Annotated in this window: 20 protein-coding genes; 8 read left to right on the top strand and 12 right to left on the bottom strand. The window is 62.0% G+C overall.

Features of this window, described 5'->3' with window-relative positions; genetic code table 11:
- Window positions 1-834, bottom strand: a complete 834-nt coding sequence (locus HX805_RS14985; RefSeq protein WP_177116994.1) for an ABC transporter permease — start codon at window positions 832-834, stop codon at window positions 1-3.
- Window positions 835-844: 10 nt separating this feature from the next.
- Window positions 845-1,816 carry an aliphatic sulfonate ABC transporter substrate-binding protein gene (locus HX805_RS14980; protein WP_087693845.1) on the bottom strand — a complete coding sequence of 324 codons (972 nt, stop codon included), beginning with the start codon at window positions 1,814-1,816 and terminating at the stop codon, window positions 845-847.
- Between the two features lie 413 nt (window positions 1,817-2,229).
- Here HX805_RS14980 and HX805_RS14975 point away from each other — a divergent pair, with 413 nt between their 5' ends.
- Entirely contained in the window at window positions 2,230-2,445 is a 216-nt protein-coding gene (locus HX805_RS14975; RefSeq protein ID WP_003217010.1) for a molybdopterin-binding protein, read from the top strand.
- A gap of 148 nt (window positions 2,446-2,593) precedes the next feature.
- On the opposite strand, the gene HX805_RS14970 is transcribed toward HX805_RS14975, so the two are convergent.
- From HX805_RS14970 to HX805_RS14950, 5 genes are all read right to left on the bottom strand, one after another.
- Window positions 2,594-5,941, bottom strand: coding sequence for a hypothetical protein (locus HX805_RS14970; protein WP_134326606.1), 3,348 nt, complete (start codon window positions 5,939-5,941; stop codon window positions 2,594-2,596).
- 94 nt (window positions 5,942-6,035) lie between these two features.
- Window positions 6,036-7,184, bottom strand: coding sequence for a MalY/PatB family protein (locus HX805_RS14965; protein ID WP_087693843.1), 1,149 nt, complete (start codon window positions 7,182-7,184; stop codon window positions 6,036-6,038).
- A 59-nt stretch (window positions 7,185-7,243) separates the two neighbouring features.
- Window positions 7,244-7,867: an FMN-dependent NADH-azoreductase gene (locus HX805_RS14960; RefSeq protein WP_177027880.1), complete on the bottom strand. Its 624-nt coding sequence runs from the start codon at window positions 7,865-7,867 to the stop codon at window positions 7,244-7,246.
- On the bottom strand, window positions 7,864-8,304 hold the full coding sequence (locus tag HX805_RS14955; RefSeq protein WP_177044556.1) for a GNAT family N-acetyltransferase: 441 nt from the start codon (window positions 8,302-8,304) through the stop codon (window positions 7,864-7,866). Before HX805_RS14955 ends, HX805_RS14960 begins: the two co-directional genes overlap by 4 nt.
- On the bottom strand, window positions 8,297-8,773 hold the full coding sequence (locus HX805_RS14950) for a carboxymuconolactone decarboxylase family protein (RefSeq protein WP_177021461.1): 477 nt from the start codon (window positions 8,771-8,773) through the stop codon (window positions 8,297-8,299). The genes HX805_RS14955 and HX805_RS14950 overlap by 8 nt, the downstream gene beginning before the upstream one ends.
- Window positions 8,774-8,906: 133 nt before the next feature.
- Here HX805_RS14950 and HX805_RS14945 point away from each other — a divergent pair, with 133 nt between their 5' ends.
- The 3 genes from HX805_RS14945 to HX805_RS14935 all read left to right on the top strand — a co-directional run bounded on the left by HX805_RS14945 (window position 8,907) and on the right by HX805_RS14935 (window position 13,207).
- Window positions 8,907-10,280 (top strand): PLP-dependent aminotransferase family protein, encoded by a 1,374-nt coding sequence (locus tag HX805_RS14945; RefSeq protein ID WP_177116993.1) that lies wholly within the window; start codon window positions 8,907-8,909, stop codon window positions 10,278-10,280.
- Window positions 10,281-10,361: 81 nt separating this feature from the next.
- Window positions 10,362-12,617, top strand: a complete 2,256-nt coding sequence (locus tag HX805_RS14940; RefSeq protein ID WP_177116992.1) for an arginine/lysine/ornithine decarboxylase — start codon at window positions 10,362-10,364, stop codon at window positions 12,615-12,617.
- A 20-nt stretch (window positions 12,618-12,637) separates the two neighbouring features.
- The gene (locus tag HX805_RS14935; RefSeq protein ID WP_003217028.1) at window positions 12,638-13,207 is read left to right on the top strand and encodes a GNAT family N-acetyltransferase; all 570 of its coding nucleotides are present in this window, start codon (window positions 12,638-12,640) and stop codon (window positions 13,205-13,207) included.
- A 474-nt stretch (window positions 13,208-13,681) separates the two neighbouring features.
- Here HX805_RS14935 and HX805_RS14930 read toward each other — a convergent pair whose 3' ends face one another.
- Window positions 13,682-14,584, bottom strand: coding sequence for a LysR substrate-binding domain-containing protein (locus HX805_RS14930; RefSeq protein ID WP_003209251.1), 903 nt, complete (start codon window positions 14,582-14,584; stop codon window positions 13,682-13,684).
- Window positions 14,585-14,760: 176 nt separating this feature from the next.
- Here HX805_RS14930 and gspG point away from each other — a divergent pair, with 176 nt between their 5' ends.
- Window positions 14,761-15,189 carry a type II secretion system major pseudopilin GspG gene (gene gspG / locus HX805_RS14925; RefSeq protein ID WP_177116991.1) on the top strand — a complete coding sequence of 143 codons (429 nt, stop codon included), beginning with the start codon at window positions 14,761-14,763 and terminating at the stop codon, window positions 15,187-15,189.
- 4 nt (window positions 15,190-15,193) lie between these two features.
- On the opposite strand, the gene HX805_RS14920 is transcribed toward gspG, so the two are convergent.
- Window positions 15,194-15,430 (bottom strand): hypothetical protein, encoded by a 237-nt coding sequence (locus HX805_RS14920; protein ID WP_003209248.1) that lies wholly within the window; start codon window positions 15,428-15,430, stop codon window positions 15,194-15,196.
- 228 nt (window positions 15,431-15,658) lie between these two features.
- Here HX805_RS14920 and HX805_RS14915 point away from each other — a divergent pair, with 228 nt between their 5' ends.
- Window positions 15,659-16,216, top strand: coding sequence for an NADPH-dependent FMN reductase (locus HX805_RS14915; RefSeq protein WP_177116990.1), 558 nt, complete (start codon window positions 15,659-15,661; stop codon window positions 16,214-16,216).
- A gap of 116 nt (window positions 16,217-16,332) precedes the next feature.
- Here HX805_RS14915 and poxB read toward each other — a convergent pair whose 3' ends face one another.
- Both poxB and HX805_RS14905 read right to left on the bottom strand, forming a co-directional pair.
- Complete coding sequence (gene poxB / locus HX805_RS14910) at window positions 16,333-18,057, bottom strand: ubiquinone-dependent pyruvate dehydrogenase (protein ID WP_008431335.1); 1,725 nt, start codon at window positions 18,055-18,057, stop codon at window positions 16,333-16,335.
- A gap of 78 nt (window positions 18,058-18,135) precedes the next feature.
- Window positions 18,136-19,368, bottom strand: a complete 1,233-nt coding sequence (locus tag HX805_RS14905; RefSeq protein WP_177116989.1) for an NADH:flavin oxidoreductase/NADH oxidase family protein — start codon at window positions 19,366-19,368, stop codon at window positions 18,136-18,138.
- A gap of 69 nt (window positions 19,369-19,437) precedes the next feature.
- Between HX805_RS14905 and HX805_RS14900 the strand changes: the two genes are divergently transcribed.
- Entirely contained in the window at window positions 19,438-19,860 is a 423-nt protein-coding gene (locus HX805_RS14900) for a MerR family transcriptional regulator (protein ID WP_087693749.1), read from the top strand.
- Window positions 19,861-19,893: 33 nt separating this feature from the next.
- Here HX805_RS14900 and acnB read toward each other — a convergent pair whose 3' ends face one another.
- Complete coding sequence (gene acnB / locus HX805_RS14895; protein ID WP_003209239.1) at window positions 19,894-22,494, bottom strand: bifunctional aconitate hydratase 2/2-methylisocitrate dehydratase; 2,601 nt, start codon at window positions 22,492-22,494, stop codon at window positions 19,894-19,896.
- A gap of 394 nt (window positions 22,495-22,888) precedes the next feature.
- On the opposite strand from acnB, the gene HX805_RS14890 reads away from it, so the two are divergent.
- Entirely contained in the window at window positions 22,889-23,359 is a 471-nt protein-coding gene (locus tag HX805_RS14890) for a DUF1289 domain-containing protein (RefSeq protein ID WP_093197112.1), read from the top strand.
- Window positions 23,360-23,495: the final 136 nt, after the last annotated feature.

Genomic DNA, 23,495 nt, shown 5'->3' with positions numbered 1-23,495 from the left:
TCAATTCTCCGGGCCTTGGCCGTTGAAGGTATCGCGCCAGGCCAGGCAGCGTTTTTCCAGGGCCGCCAACAGGCCGTCGCTGATCTTGCCCAGCAGCGCCAGCACGATGATCGCCGCCAGCACAATGTCGGGCCGTGAGGTTTCCCGGCCATCGCTGAGCAGGTAACCCAGGCCCTTGGTCGCGGCGATCAACTCGGCCGCCACCAGGAACATCCACGCCAGGCTCAGGCCGCTGCGCAAGCCGGTGAACAGGCCGGGCAGGGCGGCAGGCAACAGGATGCGACGCACCAGGCGCGTGCGGCTGAAGGCATACATCTGCCCGACTTCCACCAGCTTGCGGTCGATGTCGCGAATGGCCGCGACGCCATTGAGGTACACCGGGAAGAACGCGCCGATGGCAATCAGCACGATCTTCGAGGTCTCATCAATGCCCAGCCACAGCAGCAACAGCGGCACCCAGGCCAGGCTCGGGATCGAGCGCAGGCCGGCGAAGGTTGGTTCCAGGTACGCCTCGGCCTCGCGGCTCAAGCCGACCCAGGCGGCAAACACCAGGGCCAGGCCGGCGCCGATGGTGAACCCCAGCAGCACCCGCAACAGGCTGGCGCTGATGTGTTTCCACAGCGCGCCTTCGGCGAGGTCGGTGAGGGTCACGGCGATCTCGCTGGGCGCCGGCATCTGGTAGGACGGCAGCCAGCCGATGCGCACCACCACTTCAAGGATCACCAGGATCAACACTGGCAACGCCAGGCCCTTGAGCCGCCGCGGCCAGGCGCTGCGCTGCACGGTGAGCGTTGGCGCGAGTGCGACGGGCAGGGTTTCGCTTTTGCTGCTCATGACGCTCCCCTTATGGACGAGGCAAAGCCTGGCCAAAGCTTGGGTCGATCAACTGGTCGATCACCTGATCCACATTCACCCCACGGCGCACCAGTTCTTCCGACACCAGGATCGGCGCGGCCGCCTTGGACGACACCACGTCCTGGGCAGTGAGCAATGGGCTGCTCAAGTCGGTACGCGACAATTGCAGCTTGGCCACGTCCAGAGGCAGGCCGGATTCGTCGGCCAGCAGCTTGGCGAATTCGTCGGGGTGTTTCACCGCCCAGTTGCGGGCTTTTTCATAGGCACCGAGCACCTTGGCGATGGTCTGTGGATGCTCCTTGGCGTATTTGTCGGTCACGCTGACCACGCCGTAGCTGTTGAAGTCCTTGTTGCGGTACAGCAGGCGCGAACCCGCCTGGATTTCGCTGGCGGCCATGTGCGGGTCGAGACCGGCCCAGGCGTCCACATCACCTTTCTCCAGGGCGGTACGGCCGTCCGGGTGCTGCAGGTGCACCAGCTCCACGTCGTCCTTGCTCAGGCCGGCTTTCTGCAGGCTGCGCAGGGTGAACAGGTACGGGTCGGTGCCTTTGGTGGCGGCGATTTTCTTGCCCTTGAGGTCGCTGACGCTGTTGAACGTCGAGTCCTTGCGCACCACCAGTGCAGTCCACTCGGCGCGGCTGTACACATACACCGACTTGATCGGGCTGCCATTGGCCCGGCTGAGCACCGCCGACAGGCTGGCGGACGAGGCGAAGTCGACGCCGCCGCTGTTGAGGTATTCCAGGGAACGGTTGCTGCCCTGGCTCAACACCCAGCCGACCTTGGTTTGCGGCAGCGCTTCTTCAAGCCAGCCGAAGTGCTTGAGCACCAGGCTCACCGGGGAGTAGTAGGCGTAGTCCAGGTTGACTTGCGCAGGGTCGGTTTCCGCTGCATGGGCCAGGGGTTGCAGGCTGAGGGCCAGGGCGCAGGCGCCCAACAGGGTATTGAAGAAGGGTTTCATGGAACAGCTCCGGACAAGGCGGGAAAAGAGAAGGCTTTTCTTATATTCAGAAAATTCATATGGCATGTTCCATCATGCGTTATAGGAATATGCAGTCTCTGTGCCAGCGTCTTTGCAGGGCAGGGCAGCACCCTGGCGTAGCAGCTGTCGAGCCCAAGCGAGGCTGCGTTCGCGGTGTGTCAGACAGACCGCTGACGCAGTCTCGCTTGGGCTTGACAGCTGCTACGTGGGGAGTGGTTGGGAGTGGGGAGGCGGGCACTTTGTTGAATCACTGTTGGCTGTGCAACAGCTTTCATATGTTTTTATGGAATAAATAAAGAGTTATATATTCCTTTTGTTGGTTTCACGAATAGGGCACTTTGAGTGCCTGCGCATTCGTGCGGATTGACCCAACAGACCAAAGGAAAGCCGACATGACCATTAAAGCGATCAACGTGCGCAACCAGTTCAAAGGCGTGATCAAGGAAATCCTGATCGGCGAAGTGGTGTCCGAGATCGACGTGCAAACCGCGTCGGGGATCGTGACGTCGGTGATTACCACACGCTCGGTGCGTGACCTGGAGTTGAAGGTGGGCAGCGAAGTGATTGCCTTTGTGAAGTCGACTGAAGTGTCGATCGCCAAGCTGTAAACCCGAGTCCAGTTGTGAACCCAATCCAAATGTGGGAGCGGGCTTGCTCGCGAAGGCGGTGTGACAGTCGACATCTACAATGACTGATCCAGCGCTTTCGCGAGCAAGCCCGCTCCCACATTTTGTTTTGCATACAGCCGTTGGAGGGTTAGTTGAGCCGAGGCCCGCCGCCCGATGGCCGGGATCCTGGCTTCTCATCCGACGCATCCGGCAGTGCCTTGGGCGTTTCACTAGGGTCCTTGTAGTCCTTGTGCAAATCCCCATCCAGCCGGTTGCTCGACGAGCCGCCGCTTTGTGGTGTGGAGTCGAAATGCTCCCACTCCGATTGCTGGAAGCGGAACAGGCTGTCATCGGTCGGCGTGTCGCGGCCGTGGTAGTGGTGGATCTCGTAGTGGGCGTATTCGACCTTGTCCGCCCAGTTGTCCTGCAACAAGCCGTCGCCGGCCAGGTCGCGGTACCAGTCGTTTTCCTTCTCGGTGGCCTTCTGTTTTTTGTTGTGGTCGACGAAGTAACCGATGATCCCGCCCACCACCGCCAACACCACGCCCACCAGGAACAGCGGCCCGGTCAGCGCCGCCGCCGTGCCCGCGCCAAACAGCGCCGCCGCACCCAATACCCCGGCCGACGCGCCGAACGCACCGCCCGCCACTTGCAAGCCACCTGCGGCCTGAGCCAACGGGTCTTTGCTGTCCACGCCGCTTTTGATCGCCAGGGCGCCGAGCACAATGTCGGCAAAACCACCGGCAATGTCCGTCGCCGGGCCCAACACCTTGATCACGGAACCGGCGATCTTCGCCGATTGGGAGGCGCCAAGCTTGGCCGCACCGGCTGCCTTGAGGCCGTCATCCAGGTGAGTGGCGAGGCCTTCGGTGGCTTCGGTTACCGCCTTGTCGCCCTCGCCAAACAGCTTGGCCACGCCGTCGTACTGGCTGTCGGGAACCGCGTCCAGGGCCGCAGCGATTTCCTTGCTGACCTTTGAGTCGATCTCGGTGGGCTTGCTGAAGTCGATGACTTTGCCGGCCGCACCTTCCTTGCCCCAGATTTCCGGCAGGGTCTTGTCCAGGCCGAGGAAGTCCACCAGGCCGCCCTTGCCCAGGGCTTCGCCGATCTTGTCACCGAGCTTGACGAAGTGGCTGGCGCCGCCGGCAAAACTCAGGAAGTCCTTGGCGATGGTCATGCGTTGGGCCGGGGTTTCGCCGAGCTTGCCGCCTTTGCCCACCAGTTGGTAAATCCCCGAGAACAGGCTGACGCCGGCGCCCATCGAACCGAGGATGCCTTTGCTGTTGAGGGTGTTGAACACTTCGCCGAGCATGCCGCGATCCGCCACCGGGATATACGGTTTGCTCAGGGCGGTTTTCACGTCGGCTTCGCTGATGGTGCCGCTGTTCTTGTAGACGTCGCCGAGCTCTTCCAGGGCCTTGGTCACGGCCGAGGATTTCTCCTTGCCTTCCAGGCCCTCGTTGAGGAATTTCTCCAGCACTTCCTGGCTGCGGCGCGGCAGGTCCAGCAGGTTGCCCTTGAGCACGCCCTTGAGCAGGCCGAACAGGTCCTTGGTGGCCAGTTCCTTGTTGTCGTCGGAGATCTTGCTCGGGTCCGAGAGAATCTCGTTGAGATCGGTGGTGAGGCCATCGGCCTGGATATTCTGCGCGGCCTTGGTGGCGGCTTCCGGGTCGAACAGCGACAGCGAGGTCAGGGTGTTGCTCAGGTCTTGCTGGGCTTCGTGGCTCTTGCCCTGTTTTTGCAGGTCCTTGAGGTACAGCACATAGTCGGGGTTGCTGGTCAGGTCGAGAAGCTTCTGCTTGATCTCGTCCTTGTTGGGCAGGTGACTGATGGCGTCGTCCATCTTGGTCTTGTAGTCGGCCTGCACCGTCGGGTCCTTGAACAACTCGCCGATCTGCTCCTGCACCGCCTTGCCGTCGATGATGTCGTGCATGTCGGCGGAAGTGAGCTCGGTCTGCTTGTCATCGAACTCGCGCCAGGTGGTGTTGAACGGGCGCTTGGATTCTTCGTAGCCGGTGATGCCATGGCCGTTCTGGTAAGCGGCCTGGGCTTCCAGGGCACGGACCAGTTTGGCCCGTGGGTCGTCTTTGGGAATCGAGCCGTCCTTGACGCCGGCGCGGTAGGTGTCGATCAGTTCGGTGGTGGCCAGTTCGCTGACGCTCTGGGTCGGCGACTTGTCGTCGTCCTTGTCGGCATGCACGCCGGTGTCGAGGTTGAGCACGTCGAGCTCATCGTTGCTCGGCAGGTTGTACTTGGCGCGGGTCTCGTCGACGGTGCCGGCGCTCCAGGCTTCCCATTTCGCCACCACTTCGTCGTAGAGCTGCGGGCTGAGCTCCTTGGAGACGATGACCTTGCCTTCGCTGGTTTCATAGCGGATCAGGCCGTCCCCCAGCTCGTCGGGAGAACCGAAGGTGATCTCGGTGTTCTTCAGGAAGTCATTCGGCCCGGCCAGCTTGTAGCCGGCGTCTTCACTGGAGTGGATCTTGCTCCAGGTGTCCTGGGCGGTGGCCACGCTCTTGAACAGTTCCGGGCTGACGTCGGCCGATACGACGACCTTGGTGCCGTCGTGGGTTTCATAGGTCAGCACATTGCCTTGCTGGCCTTCGATCCAGCCGAAGCCCTTGTAGTCGTTCAGCTCCGGCGCCTTGGTATTGGCGTCTGCCAGGGTCGAGCCGTCGTTGAGCGCGGACTCTACGGCGGCCTTTTTGTCGGGGTTGGTGTAGACCTCGTGCAGGCCTGCCAGGTAGTCGAACAGCTTGGGGTTGTCGTCGCGGGCCACGACCATTTTCTGGCCGTTGCTTTCAAAGCGGATCAGGCCGGGGCCGACTTCATCCTTGGGGCCGACGGTGGTGCCGGCGTAGGGCGGCCACACTTCGTTGTCGCTGGCGCGCTTGTAGCCGGCGTCTTCGCTGCTGCCCAGGCCGGTGAAGCTTTCATAGGCTTCCTTGGCTTTCTGGAAGGCCTCCGGGTTGTCGCGCTGGCTGATGACGAACTTGTTGCCGTCCTGGGTCTCGTAGCGAATCACGCCGGGGCCGGTTTCGTCGGGCGGGCCGAGGGATTTGTAATCACCGAGCTTTTCCGGGGCCGTGGCGTCGCCGCCCAGGCGCTGGTAGCCGGCAGCTTCGCTGGCGTTGACGCCGGAGAGTGCCTTGAAGTCGGCGCTGACTTGCTTGAACAGCTCGGGGCTGTCTTTTTCGCTGACGATGACTTTCTTGCCGTCCTGGGTTTCATAGCGGATCAGGCCGGGGCCGACTTCGTCCGCCGGGCCGATGGCCTTGTAATCCCCCAGGGTGGTGGGCGGCGCGGCGTCCTTGGCGGCCAGTTCATAGCCTTGTTCCTTGCTGGCAGCGAGCCCTTGCGCGGTTTTGTCGCCGGCCTCCACCTTCTTGTTGTTGGCGCTGTTCTTGAGCAGCACGTGGAACGCCGCGCCGGACTTGGGCGGTGTGAGAGGAAGGGCTTTGGGGTCGGTCGAGCGGTTGAGCGGCTGGGTCGTCATGCCATGGAACTCCTGCTGTTACCGGTGGGACGAATCGGCAAAAACAGTAACAGCAGGGGTTCGGCGGTCGTTGCGAAAAGTTGTGAATTGCGCCTTAACGGTGACGCAGGCTACGTTCCAGGCGGGCGATGCCTTCTTCCAGCATGGCCCGTGGGCAGCCGAAGTTCAGGCGCACGAATTGCTGGCTGTCATCGCCGAATTCAATCCCGGCGCTCAAGCCGACCCTGGCCTGTTCGAGGAAGAACCGTTGCGGGTCGTCCAGGCCCAGGGCGCTGCAATCCAGCCAGGCCAGGTAGGTGCCTTGAGGCGCATGCATGACCACGCCGGGCAGGCGGGTTTGCACGGCGTTCAGCAGGTAATCGCGGTTGGCTTGCAGGTAGGCCACCAGCGCCTGCAGCCAGTCGCCGCAGTCGCTGTAGGCCGCACGCGTGGCTTCCAGGCCCAGGGGGCTGACGCTGTCGACCATGCCGCAGCGGGCTTGGTTGAAGCGCTCGCGGATCTCGGGATTCTGGATCACCGCGAAGCAGGTCTTCAACCCGGCGACGTTATACGCCTTGCTCGCCGACATCAGGGTGATGGTGCGCTGGGCAATCTCGGGGCTGAGGCTGGCGGTGGGAATATGCCGGCGGCCGTCAAAGCACAGCTCGGCGTGGATTTCATCGGAGACGATCAGCGCACCCTGGTCCAGGCAGGCGCTGGCCACGGCCAGCAGTTCCTCACGGGGGAAGACCTTGCCCATCGGGTTGTGCGGGTTGCTCAACAGCAGCGCCCCGGCGCCGGTGAGGGCTTCACGCATTGCCGGCAACGGCGTGAGGTACTCGCCTTCGGCGCTCAGCTCAAATGGCACTTCGATCTTCGGCAGGTTCCAGTGGCCGGGCGCCAGGCGGATCGGGCGATAGTTGGGGGTTTGCAACACCACCGGTTGGCCGGGCTGCACAAATGCGTGCAGCGCCATGTTGAAACCAGGCTCGACCCCCGGCAGGAACAGCAACTCATCCGGCTGTACGCGCCAGGCGTACTTGGCCCACAGGTCGGCGACGATCGCCTCGCGCACGCCATCGCAGGCCACGCTGTAGCCGAGGATCTGCTGACCCAGTCGCTCGTGCAACGCTTGAAGCACGGCCGGTGGGGCAGCGATGTCCATGTCGGCAATCCACATCGGCAGAACGTCTTGCGGGTAACGACTCCACTTGGTGCTGCCGGTGCCGAGGCGGGAGTGGATCGTGTCGAAATCAAAGCTCATGGGTGGCTCGTATCAGGGAGGCGGGCGTAGAAATGGCGCTGATTCTAGCGCCATTAATTTTACGCGCCAGCGCTGATTGCCGCCCGGGCGCCCGCTTGCCGGTCAAATGCCTCGGCCAACTGCGTGTGGGCCTGTTCCAGGCTGCGCTGCACGGCGGCTTCGCCACGCACCATGGCCCCCAGATAGACGAAATCCACCGCGTGAATGCCCACGGTTCCAAGGATCGCCTGCAGGTAGGGCGTGAGGAAGTCGGGCTCGCGGTTTTTTCGCGAACTGCCGGAGCTGACCAGTACAAAGGTGCGCCGGTCCTTGAGCAAGCCGACTTTCTCAAACTGCGGATTCACCGTGAAACTGCGGTGGATGCGCACCACATGGTCGATCCAGCACTTGAGGGCCGCCGGCACCGTGAAATTGTGCACGGGGGTGCAGATGATCAACAGGTCACAGGCTTCCAGCTCGACAATCAGTTGCTCGGAGCGCTCGGTTGCCGGGCCGCTCAGGCCGCCGGGCGTGGTCAGGGCGTTGGCGTATTCCCGGGTCAGCGCCGGCAGGGCCTGGCCGCCGTAGTCTCGTTCGACCACTTCGGCCTCGGGTGCCTGTTCGCGGAGCAGGGCGCGGGCCAGGCGGAAGGTCTGGGCGGCCTTGCCGTGGGGGCTGAAGCTCAGTAGCAGGGCGCGGGTCATTGGCCGAGGTCCTGTGAAAAGTGCATCCCCAGTGGCAGCAGGCCCTGGCGAAAATAGAAGCGTTGGGCCAGGGCCATGTGCATGCCGGTGTCCAGCACCAGGTAGCGATAGCCCAGGCGGCGGGTGTGCTGGCGTACCTCGTCCAGCAGGCGCGCACCCAGGCGTCGGCGTTGCAGGGAGGCGTCCACCACCAGGTCATCGACGTAGATAAAGCGCCCATACAGCAGGTTTTCCGTCAGGCGATAACCGGCCAGGCCCAGCACCTGGCCGTTTTCCCGGGCGGCCAGCAGGCGGTAGCCGGTTTCGCGCTGGCGCTGGATCTGCTGGACGAAGGCGTGCGGGTCTTCGAGCTTTGGCCGCAGTTGCTGCATGACGGCAAAGCAGGCCAGGCAGTCGGCGTCGCTTTCGATGTGCACAAACTCAACAGCGTCATTCATGGTTGCCGTGCTCCATGTGCGCTTTTACGGCGGCAGGGACTTTGCGAAAGCTGATGGCGACGCGGTTCAGGGCGTTCATCAGGGCGATAGCCAGGGTCAGGTCGGCAATTTCCTTGTCATCGAAGAGGGCCTTGGCCTCGGCATAGTGTTCGTCCGGCACCTCGGTTTGTGCGACCTGGGTGACCGACTCGGCCCAAGCTAACGCGGCGCGTTCACGCGGGCTGAACAACGGCAACGCTTCGCGCCAGGCGGCCAGCAGCATCAGCTTTTCCAGGCTCACGCCCTGTTTGAGCAGGTCGCGTGAATGTGAGTCCAGGCAGTAGGCGCAGCCGTTGAGTTGCGAGACCCGCAGGTACACCAGGTCAATCAATTCCTTCTCCAGGTCGCAGCCGTGGATGTAGCTGTGCACCGAGCCAAGGGCCTTGTAGCCGACGGGCGCCGCCAGGGCGTAGTCGAGACGGTGTTGCATGGGGTGCTCCTTGTTTCGTGAAGTGATGCCGTCAGTGTGGCGGCCGGGTCGCCGGCTCAATAGGGCCAAGAATGGACAAGCGGGTTGGGACAAGATCAGACTTCAGGGCTGATTCACTGTGAGCCGGATAACGATGTCGTCACTGCCCAAATACCAGGAGATCTACCGGCGCTTTCGCCAGGCCATCGACCAGGGCCAACTGCGCCCCGGTGAGCGGGTGCCGTCGGTGCGCAGCCTGGCCCAGGAACTGAAGGTGGCCCGGGGCACGGTGGAGACGGCCTACCAGTTGCTGGTGAGCGAAGGGTTCTTCCTGGCGCGGGGCCAGGCGGGAACAGTGGTGGCCGAGGCGTTGCCGCAGCGCTCGATCAAGTCGTTGCCGGTTGAACCCGAACCTGTGGCGCCGGCGTCGGCCCCGCGCCTGTTGCAGTTGGGCTTGCCGGCGCTCGACAGCTTTCCGCGCAAGCTGTGGGCGCGGCTGGTCACCCGGCAAGTGCGCCGAGCCGATGTGAACAGCCTGACCATGGGCGATGTGCGTGGCGCCCGCTCGCTGCGTGTGGCGATCGCGCAATACCTGGCGCTGTACCGGGGCGTGGAGTGTTCGCCGGAGCAGGTGTTCGTGTGTGCCGGTTACTCGGCGTGCCTCGCGCTGGTGTGTGATGCGCTGCAGATGGCCGGCCAGCCATGCTGGTTCGAAGACCCGGGCTACCTGCATGCGCGGCAACTGCTGCTGCACCTGGGGGTGCAGTTGGTCCCGGTGCCGGTGGACCACGACGGGCTTGATGTGGAGGAGGGCGTACGGCGTGCGCCCGGCGCCCGGCTGGCGATTGTCACCCCGGCCCACCAGAGCCCGCTGGGGGTCGCCCTCGGTACTGCGCGGCGCCATCGCTTGCTCGATTGGGCACAGGCCCACGGCGGCTGGGTGGTGGAAGACGACTACGACAGTGAGTTTCGCTACAAGGGCCAGCCCCTGGCCGCGCTCAAGAGCCAGGACACGGCCGATCGGGTGATCTACTCCGGCAGTTTCAGCAAGATGCTCTTCCCGGGGCTGCGCCTGGGTTATCTGGTGGTGCCTCGGGCGCTGCTCCCGGCCTTTGAGGCCAGCGCCGGCGTGCTGCAAAACCGCAGCGCCGAATTGCTGCAAGCCACCACGGCGGACTTTCTCGACCAGGGCCATTTCACCCGTCACCTGAAAAAAATGCGCCAGCTCTACACCGCGCGGCGCGGCTTTCTGGTGGAGGCACTGGCCAGTCATTGCGGGGCGCTTTTGCAGGTGGATGAGCAGTCCGGCGGGATCAACCTGCTGGCGCGGCTGCGGGTGGACGTCTGCGATCAGGCCGTCGCTGCGGCCGCCGCACGTGCCGGGCTGGGGATACAGGCCGTGTCGGGCTGGAGCATCGAGCCCGGCGGTCAGCAAGGCCTGTTGATGGGCTTCACCAACCTGGCGACTCGCCAGCAAGCGGTGCAAGCGGCGCTGGTGTTGCGCGAGGTCATCGACGGCGCTTTATGAACACCGGTTGAACATCTTCATTCGCCACATCGGCCCCGAGCTTCTACCCTGAAGGCATAGCCCTCAGGACGCCAAGCGCTCATGTACAAAGACCTGAAGTTCCCGGTTCTGATCGTACACCGCGACATCAAGGCCGACACCGTTGCCGGCGACCGCGTCCGGGGCATCGCCCGGGAGCTTGAGCAGGAGGGCTTCAGTATCTTTTCGGCGGTGGACTACGCCGAGGGTCGCCTGGTGGCTTCGACCCATCACGGCCTGGCCTGCATGCTGATTGCCGCCGAGGGAGCCGGGGAAAATACCCATCTGATGCAAAACATGGTGGAGCTGATCCGCCTGGCGCGGGTGCGGGCGCCAAACCTGCCGATCTTCGCCCTCGGTGAGCAGGTCACCCTGGAAAACGCCCCGGCCGATGCCATGAGCGAGCTGAACCAGTTGCGGGGCATTCTTTATCTGTTTGAAGACACCGTGCCGTTTCTTGCCCGGCAAGTGGCCCGTGCGGCCCGCGCCTACCTGGATGGCCTGTTGCCGCCATTCTTCAAGGCCTTGGTGCAGCACACGGCGGATTCCAATTATTCCTGGCACACCCCCGGTCACGGCGGCGGCGTGGCCTATCGCAAGAGCCCGGTGGGGCAGGCGTTTCATCAGTTCTTCGGGGAAAATACCCTGCGTTCGGACTTGTCGGTGTCGGTGCCGGAGCTCGGCTCGCTGCTGGACCACACCGGCCCGTTGGCCGAAGCCGAGGCCCGGGCAGCGCGCAACTTCGGCGCCGATCACACCTACTTCGTGATCAATGGCACCTCCACCGCCAACAAGATCGTCTGGCACTCGATGGTGGGCCGGGATGACCTGGTGCTGGTGGACCGCAACTGTCACAAGTCGGTGTTGCATTCGATCATCATGACCGGCGCCATCCCGCTGTACCTGTGCCCGGAGCGCAATGAACTGGGGATCATCGGGCCGATTCCCCTGAGCGAGTTCAGCCCCGAGTCGATCCGCGCCAAGATCGACGCCAGCCCGCTGACCCGAGGCCGACCGGCCAGGGTCAAGCTGGCGGTGGTCACCAACTCCACCTATGACGGCCTGTGCTACAACGCCGAACTGATCAAGCAGCAACTGGGCAACAGTGTCGAGGTGCTGCACTTTGACGAGGCGTGGTATGCCTACGCGGCGTTTCATGAGTTCTTCGCCGGGCGCTATGGCATGGGCACTTCGCGCACGGCCGACAGCCCGCTGGTGTTCACCACGCACTCCACGCACAAGCTGCTGGCGGCGTTCAGCCAGGCGTCGATGATCCATGTGCAGGATGGCGGCGTGCGCAAGCTGGACCGCGACCGCTTCAACGAAGCGTTCATGATGCATATTTCCACCTCGCCGCAGTACAGCATCATCGCCTCCCTGGATGTGGCGTCCGCAATGATGGAAGGGCCGGCGGGGCGGTCGTTGCTGCAAGAGATGTTTGACGAGGCCCTGAGCTTTCGTCGCGCCCTGGCCAACCTGCGCCAGCATATCGCCGCTGAAGACTGGTGGTTTTCCATCTGGCAGCCGCCGCTGGTGGCGGGCATTGACCGGGTGGTGACGGCGGACTGGTTGCTGCAACCCCAGGCCGACTGGCATGGCTTTGGCGATATCGCCGAAGACTACGTGCTGCTGGACCCGATAAAAGTCACCCTGGTGATGCCTGGCCTGAATGCCGGCGGGGCTTTGAGCGAGTGCGGAATTCCCGCTGCGGTGGTCAGTAAATTCCTCTGGGAACGTGGGCTGGTGGTGGAAAAGACCGGGCTGTATTCGTTCCTCGTGCTGTTTTCCATGGGCATCACCAAAGGCAAGTGGAGTACCCTGCTCACCGAACTGCTGGAATTCAAGCGCAGTTATGACGCCAACGTGAGCCTTGCTGTCTGTTTGCCATCGGTGTTTCAGCAGGGCCCGGCGCGGTATCAGGGATTGGGTTTAAAGGATCTGTGCGACCAGTTGCACAGCTGTTACCGCAGCAACGCCACGGCCAAGCACCTGAAGCGGATGTACACGGTACTGCCGGAAATCGCGATGAAACCGGCCGACGCCTACGACCTGTTGGTCAAGGGCGAAGTCGAGGCGGTGTCCATCGACGCTTTGCCAGGTCGGGTCGCAGCGGTCATGCTGGTGCCTTACCCGCCGGGCATTCCGTTGATCATGCCGGGTGAGCGCTTTACCGAATCGACTCGCTCGATCATTGATTACCTGGCGTTTGCCAGGACGTTCGATAGCAGTTTCCCCGGCTTTGTTGCCGATGTTCATGGACTGCAACACGAAGATGACGGCAATGGTCGTTGTTACACCGTCGACTGCATCAAGGGTTAAGGATGTTTATGCAAGCTGTAATGAACCCGAAGTACCCGGGCCTCAGTGTCCGGGTGGCTGACGAAGGATTTGACGCCTACGTGTGGGGGAACGACTTCAGCTTTGAAGTCAACGCCTACGGCAAGCCGGAAATGGGCAAGCGCGTCGACCAGTGGGCGGTGGAGCGTATCGTGCCGTACCGCAAATGCTACGGCATCGACCCCGAGGAGTTCGCCAGCTTCCGTGACGCGGCCGACAGTGCGGTGTTCATGGCCTACCTCGATGACCGGCCCGTGGGGCATATCGTGGTCAGCACCAACTGGAACGGCTTTGCCCACGTGGATGAACTGGCGGTGGTCTTGCCCGCGCGGCGCCACGGGGTGGCCAAGGCGTTGCTGGACGTGGCGCAGTTCTGGAGCCGCAAGAAGAACCTGCCGGGGATGATGCTGGAGACCCAGAACAACAACCTTGGTGCCTGCCGGCTGTATGAGCGCTGCGGGTATGTGATGGGCGGGATCGACCACCTGCGCTATCGCGGGATTGATCCGCAGACGCGCGAAGTGGCGATTTTCTGGTATCGGTTGTTCAAGACAGAATTGGAAGCAGTCTGAGCTGCACCGATCGACTGTGGGAGCCGTCGAGCCCCAGCGAGGCCGCGATAGCGGTAGGTCAGGCAACCTCTTTATCGACTGTGCCGCCGTCTTCGCAGCCTCGCTGAAGCTCGACAGCTCCTACATTCGATTTGCGCAACCCAAGTACTTGCGACCGAGCACACAACTCCCAGACTTCCCCCGATCCCCTGTGGGAGTCGTCGAGCCCCAGCGAGGCCGCGATGGCGGTGTGTCAGGCAACCTCTTTATCGACTGTGCCGCCGCCTTCGCAGCCTCGCTGAAGCTCGACAGCTCCCACATTCGATTTGCGCAACCCAAGTACTTGCGACCGAGCACTCAACTGCCAGACTTCCCCCGACCCCCTGTGGGAGCCGTCGAGCCCCAGCGAGGCCGCGATGGCGGTGTGTCAGGCAACGTCTTTATCGACTGTGCCGCCGCCTTCGCAGTCTCGCCAAGGCCCGACAGCTCCCACATTCACGGCAATGTGCTTGTCAGCAGGCTTTCAGCCTTCTCGGTGACAATCTCCAGCAGCGCATTCAAGGCGGGCGATGGCTCGCTGCCCTTCAGGGTCAACGCATACAAGGTCACCACAATCGGCGGTGACAATGGGCACGCATCCAGCCCGGCTTCCCGTGCTCCGCTGGCGGTGAACGGGTCGACAATCGCCAGGCCTTCCCCGGCTTCTACCATGCTGCGCATCATCTGGTACGTCTGCACCCGCGTTTGCACCACCGGCAGCGGGCGCAGGGCTTGCAGCTTGCTGTCCAGCAGGCGACTCAGCGGGTCCTGGCCTTCAAGGCCGATCATCGACTGCCCGGCCAGTTCCTGTAGCGCAATGTACTTCTGCCGAGGCTTCAGCCAGCCATGGGGCGCGAGCAATTGCAGCTTGCCGTGGGCCAGTGGTTGGCTGTGGATTTGCGGGTGTTCCGGGTCGTGCAGGCTCAGGCCGAGGTCGGCTTCGTGCAGCAGCAGGCTTTTGACGATGTCCCGGGTGGAATGGCTGGAGAGGTTGCACGGCGTGTCTTGGAAACGTCGGCGCAGCACGGCGATCGCCTGGGGCAGCAGTTGATTGGCCAGCGGCGGGGTGCACAGTGCGCGCAAGGGCGGGGCATGATGGTGCTTAAGGCTGCTGGCCAGGCGTTGCACCGGCTCAAGGGCTGCATAGAGGTGGGCGATTTCGGCCTGCAGCTCAAGGGTTTCCCGGGTGGCCTGCAAGCGTCCGCGCACGCTGGCGAACAGCATGAAGCCCAACTGCAGTTCGGCATCCTTGAGGGTTGCGTCCACATCGGCCACGGGCAGTTGCAACCATTCGGCGGCGGTGCCGAGGTGTCCGGTCTGTAAAATCGCTTGAATGACTTCGATATGACGTAAACGCATGGCCGGAGTCTATGTTCAGCGCGACGTGGATTCAATGGCTCAGGCCCGGGCGTGGAAAAAAGACCCGCCACGGCAGCGCCCCAACTAGACTTGCACGATCAAGTCCCTTGGCGCCTGCAACCAGCAGGTCATACAAAGGGCGTATCAACCAGAGGATCCACGGGGGAGCCTTATCGATGCTCGGTAAAACAGACACGCGCGGGTTTTCGTTTTGGGACCTGCTGGTGGTGGTGCTGATTGTCGGCGTGTTGGCGATTGCGGTGGGGCCGCGGATCTTCGGCGACGTGACCCAATCGGAAATCGCCACGGCCAAGGTCCAGTTGAAAGAGCTGGGCAAGGCGGTCGTGCAGTTTCATCAGGATGTAGGGCGTTATCCTACCGACGACGAGGGTCTGGCGGTGTTGACGGTTCAGCCAGCGGGAGAAGGGAAGTGGCGGGGCCCCTATCTCAAGGATCAGGACATGCTGACGGACCCATGGGGCGTGGCCTATCAGTACCACTATCCTCCCAGCCAGGCCAAAACCAACTTTGATCTGTTCTCGTTCGGCAAGGACCGGACACTGGGAGGCGTCGGCGATAATGTTGATATCGCCTATGGGGAATAACGTTTTATGAAGCGTGGATCGTGGCGGATTCGCGGGTGATGATAGTGCCCGACTGAATCAGCCTGAACTCATCGCCATCCAGTTTTTCTACGCGGTCGCCAATGGCCAGCTTGTAGGTGGTGGTGGGCGCCGAGCCAGCCAGGCCGTCGAGGGGCGGGTTGGATTCCTGGAACTCATGCACCGAATAAACGCGACCTTCCGCGTCTCTGGCATGGAACTGTCCGACAAGTACTGCTGCCATCTGTTTAGAACCTCTGGAGATAAACACTCGATTTGCGGTTCTGTAGACCGTAGGAGAGCGGGGTAGTTTACCTATTGAAAAAAAATACTATTCGTTGACTTTTTCAGACATTACTTACAAATCCATCTGCGGTGTAAACGTCCCTGGGGATTGCAAAAACGCGCTGGTGATAGCGTCGCGCAGGCTCTATAACTACAAACTCCTTAAGTCAGAAATCGGGAAACCCCAATGAGCAAGGTCTACACGATTGCCGTACTGGTCGGCAGCTTGAGAAAAGCGTCGATCAACCGCAAGGTCGCCCTGGCACTGGCCGAGTTGGCGCCCGCCAACCTCAAGTTGAACATTGTCGAAATTGGCGATTTGCCGCTCTACAACGAGGACATCGACGGTGCTGCACCGCCGGCAGCCTACAGTACTTTCCGTCAACACGTGCGTTCATCCGACGCGGTGCTGTTTGTGACCCCCGAATACAACCGCTCCGTGCCGGGTGTATTGAAGAATGCGATTGACGTTGGTTCACGTCCTTATGGCCAGAGTGTCTTCAGCGGCAAGCCGGGTGCGGTGATCAGTGTGTCTCCCGGCGCCATCGGCGGTTTTGGGGCCAATCACCATTTGCGCCAGTCGCTTGTGTTCCTCGATGTGCCGTGCATGCAGCAGCCGGAAGCCTATCTGGGCGGTGCGGGCAGCGTGTTCGATGAGTCGGGCAAGGTCTCGGAAAAGACCAAGCCGTTTTTGCAGGCGTTTATTGATGCCTACGGCAAGTGGGTGGAAAAGCAAAGCGCATAAGTAACCTGTAGGAGCGAGCTTGCTCGCGAAGAACGTCCAGGCGACGCGAGCTTTCAAATAGCCCGCGTCATCGTTAACGATCTTCGCGAGCAAGCTCGCTCCTACAGTGGCGGGACTTATCTGAGCCAGTTGGTTTTCGCCAACTCGATCACCTCATCACCACGCCCGCTCATCACCGCCTTGAGCATGTACAGGCTGAAGCCCTTGGCCTGTTCCAGCTTGATGCTGGGCGGCATCACCAGTTCCTGAGTGGCGGTGACTACGTCCACCAGCACCGGGCCGTCATGGGCCAGGGCGCGGCGCAGGGCCGGTTCCAGGTCTTCGGACTGCTCTACGCGAATACCGAGGATGCCCATGGCGTTGGACATGGCGGCAAAGTCCGGGTTTTTCAGCTCGGTGCCGGTATCCAGGTAGCCCGCCGCTTTCATCTCCATGGCGACGAAGCCCAAAGAAGAGTTGTTGAACACCACCAGCTTCACCGGCAGGTTCAGCTGCGCCAGGCTGATGAAATCACCCATCAGCATGGTGAACCCACCGTCGCCGGACATCGAAATCACTTGGCGCCCGGGAAACGCGGCTTGCGCACCGATGGCCTGGGGCATGGCGTTGGCCATCGAGCCATGGTTGAACGAGCCGATCAACCGGCGCTTGCCGTTCATTTTCAAGTAACGCGCCGCCCAGACTGTCGGCGAGCCAACGTCGGCGGTGAAGATTGCGTCGTCGTCCGCCAGTTCGCTGAGCAGGCGCGCAACGTATTGCGGGTGAATTGGCCGGCCGGCCTTTGACGGTTCCGCCAGGTCATCCAACCCTTGGCGGGCTTTTTCATAATGCTTGAGCGAGGTTTCGAGGAAGCTGCGGTCCGTCTTGCGGGTCAGGCGCGGCAGCAGCGCCTGGATGGTCTCGCTGACGTCAGCTGCAATGCCCAGGTCCAGCGTGGCACGTCGGCCCAGTGCCTGCGGGTTGCGGTCGACCTGGATGATCTTCGCGTCGGTCGGGTAGAACTGGCGATACGGGAAGTCGGTGCCGAGCATGATCAGCGTGTCGCAGTTGAGCATGGCGTGGTAGCCGGAGCTGAAGCCGATCAGGCCGGTCATGCCGACGTCGAACGGGTTGTCCCACTCCACATGTTCCTTGCCGCGCAGGGCATGCACCACGGGCGCGCCGAGGGCGTCGGCCAGGGCCACCACCTCATCATGGGCGCCGGCACAGCCGCTGCCACACAGCAGGGTGACTTTGCCGCTGTGTTCGAGGATGTCGGTGAGGCGTTGCAGGTCCTGTTCCGCCGGCAACGTGCGCGGTGCCAGCAGGGCCGGCCACGGTTTGAATTTATCTTCTACTTCCAACAGTGACACATCCCCCGGAATCACCACCACCGCTACGCCGCGGTTGAGGATCGCCGAGCGCATGGCACGGTGCAGCACGTGAGGCATCTGCTCGGGGTTGGTCACCAGCTCGATAAAGTGGCTGCACTCCTTGAACAGTTCCTGGGGATGGGTTTCCTGGAAGTAGTTCAGGCCGATCTCGGAGGAGGGGATCTGTGCGGCAATGGCCAGCACCGGCACGTGGTTGCGATGGCAATCGAACAGGCCATTGATCAAGTGCAGGTTGCCGGGGCCGCAGCTGCCGGCGCATACGGTCAGCTCGCCGGTGGCGGCGGCTTCGGCACCGGCGGCAAACGCGGCCACTTCTTCGTGGCGCACATGCATCCACTCGATGCTGTCCATGGTGCGCAGGGAGTCGGTCAGGCCGTTGAGGCTGTCGCCGGTCAGGCCCCAGATGCGCTTGATGCCCGCCTGTTCAAGGGTGGTCGCCAATTGCTGGGCCAGGGTGATTTTCGCCATGAAGAACTCCAATCGTCAGTGAGGGTAAAAAGCTGCTGATCAGTTAAGGACAGTTCCATGGCGCTGAATGCTCCCCGCTCAATGTGAAGAATTGGTCATCGCAGCGCGATATTGCCGAGTGCGGCGGGCGATAAACAGTTGGTCTTTTATCAACGCCAGCAGCGGCGTCACCCCGGGTTTCGGCTGGCGGCCACGGCTCAGGCGGCGAAGCTGATAGCGCACCACTGCCATGCTCGCCAGGCTGGCCAGGGGTTTGCGCTTCCAGCGGATCGGCGGCAATTGCGGGTTGAGATCGCGGCCGGCGCGCCATTGCTTGATCAGGTGCGGCTCCAGGGTCAGGGCAGTGGCGATTCCGGCCATGGCGATGCCGCTGTCCAGGACTTGCTGCACGATCGGCAAGCGCCGGATGCCGCCGGTGACCATCACCGGCATGTTGGCGCCTTTCGCCAGGTCGCTGGCCATTTCGATGAAATAGGCTTCGCGGGCCAGGGTGCGCCCATCGCGAGCCTCGCCTTGCATGGCCGGGGCTTCGTAGCTGCCGCCGGACAGTTCCAGCAGGTCGATGGCCAGCGGGTTGAGCAGCTCGACCACGGCATGGGCGTCGGCGGCGTCGAAGCCACCGCGCTGGAAGTCGGCGGAATTGAGTTTCACCGCCACGCAGAAATCCGCGCTCACGGCGGCGCGCACGGCCTTGATCACCTCCAGCAGCAGCCGCGCACGGTTTTCCAGGCTGCCGCCCCAGCGGTCTGTGCGCTGGTTGCTCAAGGGCGAGAGAAACTGGCTGAGCAGGTAGCCGTGGGCCGCGTGAATCTGCGCGCCGCTGAAGCCGGCCTTTTCGGCGAGACGCGCGCTGGTGGCGAAGCGCGTGATGACGTCCTGGATATCTTCTTCGGTCATCGCCTTGGGTTGGGCGAACATCTTCGAAAAGCCGCCGAGATCGAGGGCCACCGCCGAAGGTGCCAGGGCCTGCTGGCCGAGGTTGGCCATGGTCTGACGGCCCGGGTGGTTGAGCTGCACCCAGAACTGCGCGCCCTTGGCCCGGCCAATCGCGGCCCATTGGCGAAACTTGTCCAGGTGACGTTCGTCTTCCAGCACCACGCCGCCGGGGCCGGTCATGGCGTGGCGGTCGATCATCACGTTGCCGGTCAGGATCAGGCCGGGCTCGCCGTCGGCCCAGGCTTGATACAAGCGCATCAGGGCCTCGGAAGGCGCCTGGTTCGCATCCGCCATGTTCTCTTCCATCGCCGCCTTGGCGATGCGGTTACTGATGAGCTGGCCGTTGGGCAATTGCAACGCTTCAAAGGGCGACATGCTTGACTCCTCACATTGGGAGCGCTCAGGCTAAGCTTAAAGGTCACTTTAAGGTCAATGGGGTTGGCGATGAATATTGGTGAACTGGCGGAACGCAGCGGCTTGGCAGCCTCGAAGATTCGTTTTTACGAAGCCCAGGGGCTGATCCAGGTCGAGCGACAAGGTAATGGCTATCGCCGTTATCCCATGCAGACGTTGCAGACGCTGCAATTGATCCAGGGCGCTCAGCGCGCCGGTTTCAGCTTGCAGGAGTTGAAGGCGCTGATGCCCGACGATTCGCCGAGCGAGGCGAAACGCGCCGATATCATCTTGAGGCTTGAGCGCAGGATTGCGCAGATAGAAGAGCTTCAAGCCCGAATGGACCAGAGCAAGGCAGAGTTACGCGCGGTGATCGCCACGATCCAGGCGCACCCGGAAGGCACGCCGTGCACCCAGGCGCAGGACAAGGTCTGGGCCTCAATCGAGGCGCATAAAAAAACGCCGCGCATCTGACGATACGCGGCGTTCGTTTACAGCAACAAAACCTTAGGCTTGAACCACAGGGATGTTGGCGCTTGCAGCAATTTCACGGAACTCGGCGATCTGGTCAAAACTCAGGTAGCGATACACGTCGCTGGCCATGGTGTTGATCTTCGCGGCGTATTCCATGTACTCCTCGACGGTCGGCAGGCGACCCAGGATGGAAGCCACCGACGCCAGCTCGGCCGAAGCCAGGTAGACGTTTGCGCCGTCACCCAGACGGTTCGGGAAGTTACGGGTCGACGTCGACACAACGGTCGAGTTCGGCTCTACACGTGCCTGGTTACCCATGCACAGCGAGCAGCCCGGCATTTCCATGCGCGCGCCAGCCTTGCCGTAGATGCCGTAGTAGCCTTCTTCGGTCAGTTGGTGAGCGTCCATCTTGGTCGGCGGCGACAGCCACAGACGGGTTGGCAGCTGACCCTTGACCTGATCCAGCAGTTTACCGGCAGCGCGGAAGTGACCGATGTTGGTCATGCACGAACCGATGAACACTTCGTCGATCTTCTCGCCAGCAACGCTGGACAGCAGACGGGCGTCGTCCGGATCGTTTGGCGCGCAGAGCACAGGCTCCTTGATGTCGGCCAGGTCGATCTCGATGATTTCCGCGTATTCGGCGTCAGCATCGGCAACCATCAGCTCAGGGTTGGCAACCCAGGCTTCCATCGCTTGGGCACGACGTTCCAGGGTACGCGCATCGCCGTAGCCTTCACCGATCATCCAGCGCAGCAGGGTGATGTTGGAGTTCAGGTACTCGGTGATGGATTCTTTCGACAGCTTGATGGTGCAACCGGCAGCCGAACGTTCAGCCGAGGCGTCGGACAGCTCGAAGGCTTGTTCGATGCTCAGGTTGTCCAGGCCTTCGATTTCCAGGATGCGGCCGGAGAAAGCGTTCTTCTTGCCTTTCTTCTCTACGGTCAGCAGGCCAGCCTGGATCGCGTAGTAAGGAATGGCGTGAACCAGGTCACGCAGGGTGATACCAGGCTGCATTTCACCTTTGAAGCGCACCAGGATCGATTCCGGCATGTCCAGCGGCATGACGCCGGTGGCGGCGGCGAACGCTACCAGGCCGGAACCGGCCGGGAACGAAATGCCCATCGGGAAACGGGTGTGGGAGTCACCACCGGTACCGACGGTGTCTGGCAGCAGCATGCGGTTCAGCCAGCTGTGGATGATGCCGTCGCCCGGACGCAGCGATACGCCGCCACGGGTCATGATGAAGTCAGGCAGGGTGTGGTGGGTGGTCACGTCGATCGGCTTTGGATAGGCCGCGGTATGGCAGAACGACTGCATTACCAGATCGGTGGAGAAGCCCAGGCACGCCAGGTCTTTCAGTTCGTCACGGGTCATGGGACCGGTGGTGTCCTGGGAGCCGACGGTGGTCATCTTCGGTTCGCAGTAGGTGCCTGGACGAACGCCAGCCACGCCGCAGGCCTTGCCGACCATTTTCTGCGCCAGGGTGTAGCCCTTGTCGCTTTCAGCCGGGGCTTCCGGCAGCTTGAACAGGGTCGAAGGTGGCAGACCCAGCTCGGCGCGAGCCTTCTCGGTCAGGCCGCGGCCGATGATCAGCGGGATACGACCGCCGGCACGGACTTCGTCCAACAGGACCGGGGTCTTCATTTCGAAGGTGGTCAGGACTTCATCGCTGTTGTGCTTGGTGACTTTGCCAGCATGCGGGTACAGGTCGATCACGTCGCCCATGTTCATGTTGGTAACGTCGAACTCGATTGGCAGTGCGCCGGCATCTTCCATGGTGTTGTAGAAGATTGGAGCGATCTTGCTGCCGAAGCAGAAGCCGCCAGCGCGCTTGTTCGGCACGTAAGGCACGTCGTCGCCGAAGAACCACAGTACCGAGTTGGTGGCCGATTTACGCGACGAACCGGTACCGACCACGTCACCGACGTAGGCGATCGGGAAGCCCTGGCCGCGCATTTCTTCGATCTGCTTCATCGGGCCGGTCTTGCCTTGCTCATCCGGCACGATGCCTTCACGGGCCATTTTCAGCATGGCCAGGGCGTGCAGCGGGATGTCAGGACGGGACCAGGCGTCCGGGGCAGGGGACAGGTCGTCGGTGTTGGTTTCGCCGGTGACCTTGAACACGCGCAGGCTGATCTTGTCGGCCAGGGTCGGGCGGTTCTTGAACCACTCGCCGTCGGCCCAGGACTGGATCACGGCTTTGGCGTGTTCGTTGCCGTTCCTGGCTTTTTCCGCGACGTCGTGGAAAGCATCGAACATCAGCAGGGTGTGCTTGAGTTGGGCGGCAGCGACGGGGGCCAGGGTGGCGTCGTCCAGCAGCTCGACCAGGGTCACGATGTTGTAGCCGCCTTGCATGGTGCCGAGCAGTTCAACAGCGCGCTTCTTGTCGATCAGGGGAGAAGTGGCTTCGCCCTTGGCCAGGGCGGACAGGAAACCGGCCTTGACGTAGGCAGCTTCGTCAACGCCTGGTGGAATGCGGTTGGTGATCAGGTCAACGAGGAATTCTTCTTCGCCAGCCGGGGGATTTTTCAGCAGCTCGACCAGGCCTGCGGTTTGTTCGGCGTTAAGCGGCTGGGGAACGATACCCAGGGCTGCACGCTCTTCGATATGTTTGCGGTAGGCTTCAAGCACAGTTATTACCCTCATCAGTGGTCCCACGGGACGCTCATCCAGAAATGCACGGCACGCATGCGCTCAGGGGCTTTTTGGGCCGTAGAGCCAGCGCTGCCGGCAATCCTCACAGAAGCTGCTTTCAAAGTTTTACGCCTGCAGAACGGAGCTGATGAGGGTTGGCGCTGGCTATTTACCGTGTAAATAACCATCGCCAACACCGTTCTTTAGGAACGACTGTGCTCGTGACGCTTTGAAAACAGCTTCCAACGGATTATTGGCGCCTTACAAGGCCGGATGATTCTACGGCAAAAAAATTCTAAACGTAAGTTGCCGCGCCAAGTTTGCAGGGTGATCAACCTTAGACAAAGGGCTAACATGTGCAACTGTTTCGCTGATTTGTGCGTTGTCGACCATGTCTAACCAAACCATCAAGACCCCCTGCGTTGGCCTGTGCTCCACGGTTTACGGCGATCTTGTGTGCCGGGGGTGCAAGCGGTTTCACCATGAGGTGATTCAGTGGAACGGGTATAACGAGGAAGAAAAACGTGCGGTTTGGCTGCGGCTGGAGCAGTTGTTGGTGCAGGTGATGGCCGGGAAGCTTGAGGTGTTTGACCCTAAAATGCTGCGGGGGCAGCTGGAGCAGCGCAAGATTCGGTTTGTGCCGCATCAGTCGGAGTACTGCTGGGCGTATCAGTTGATTGCTCGGGGGGCTCGGGTGATCAGTAATCTTGAGGCTTACGGGATGGTGTTGATGCCGGAGTTTCGGGATTGGGGGTTGCCTGAGTTGCGGGATGCGATTGATCGGGAGTTTTTTATTTTGTCCGAGGCGCATTATCAGCGGTATATCGCTCCGGGGTTTCTCAGGGATGCGTTTGGGGGGTGATTGAGTACATATCCGTTATTTGGGTAACGACCGCTTATGGTTCCGCTCTTACAGCGGCTCACTTTGGAAAAGCCCCAAAGTAAGCAAAGGGCTCTGCCCCGCCTGTCGGCGCCTCGCCGTGGCTCGGCGTTCCCTC

Source organism: Pseudomonas sp. G5001 (assembly GCF_013385475.1).
In the GTDB taxonomy this organism is placed as follows: domain Bacteria; phylum Pseudomonadota; class Gammaproteobacteria; order Pseudomonadales; family Pseudomonadaceae; genus Aquipseudomonas.
This window is presented reverse-complemented; position numbering and strand designations above follow the sequence as displayed.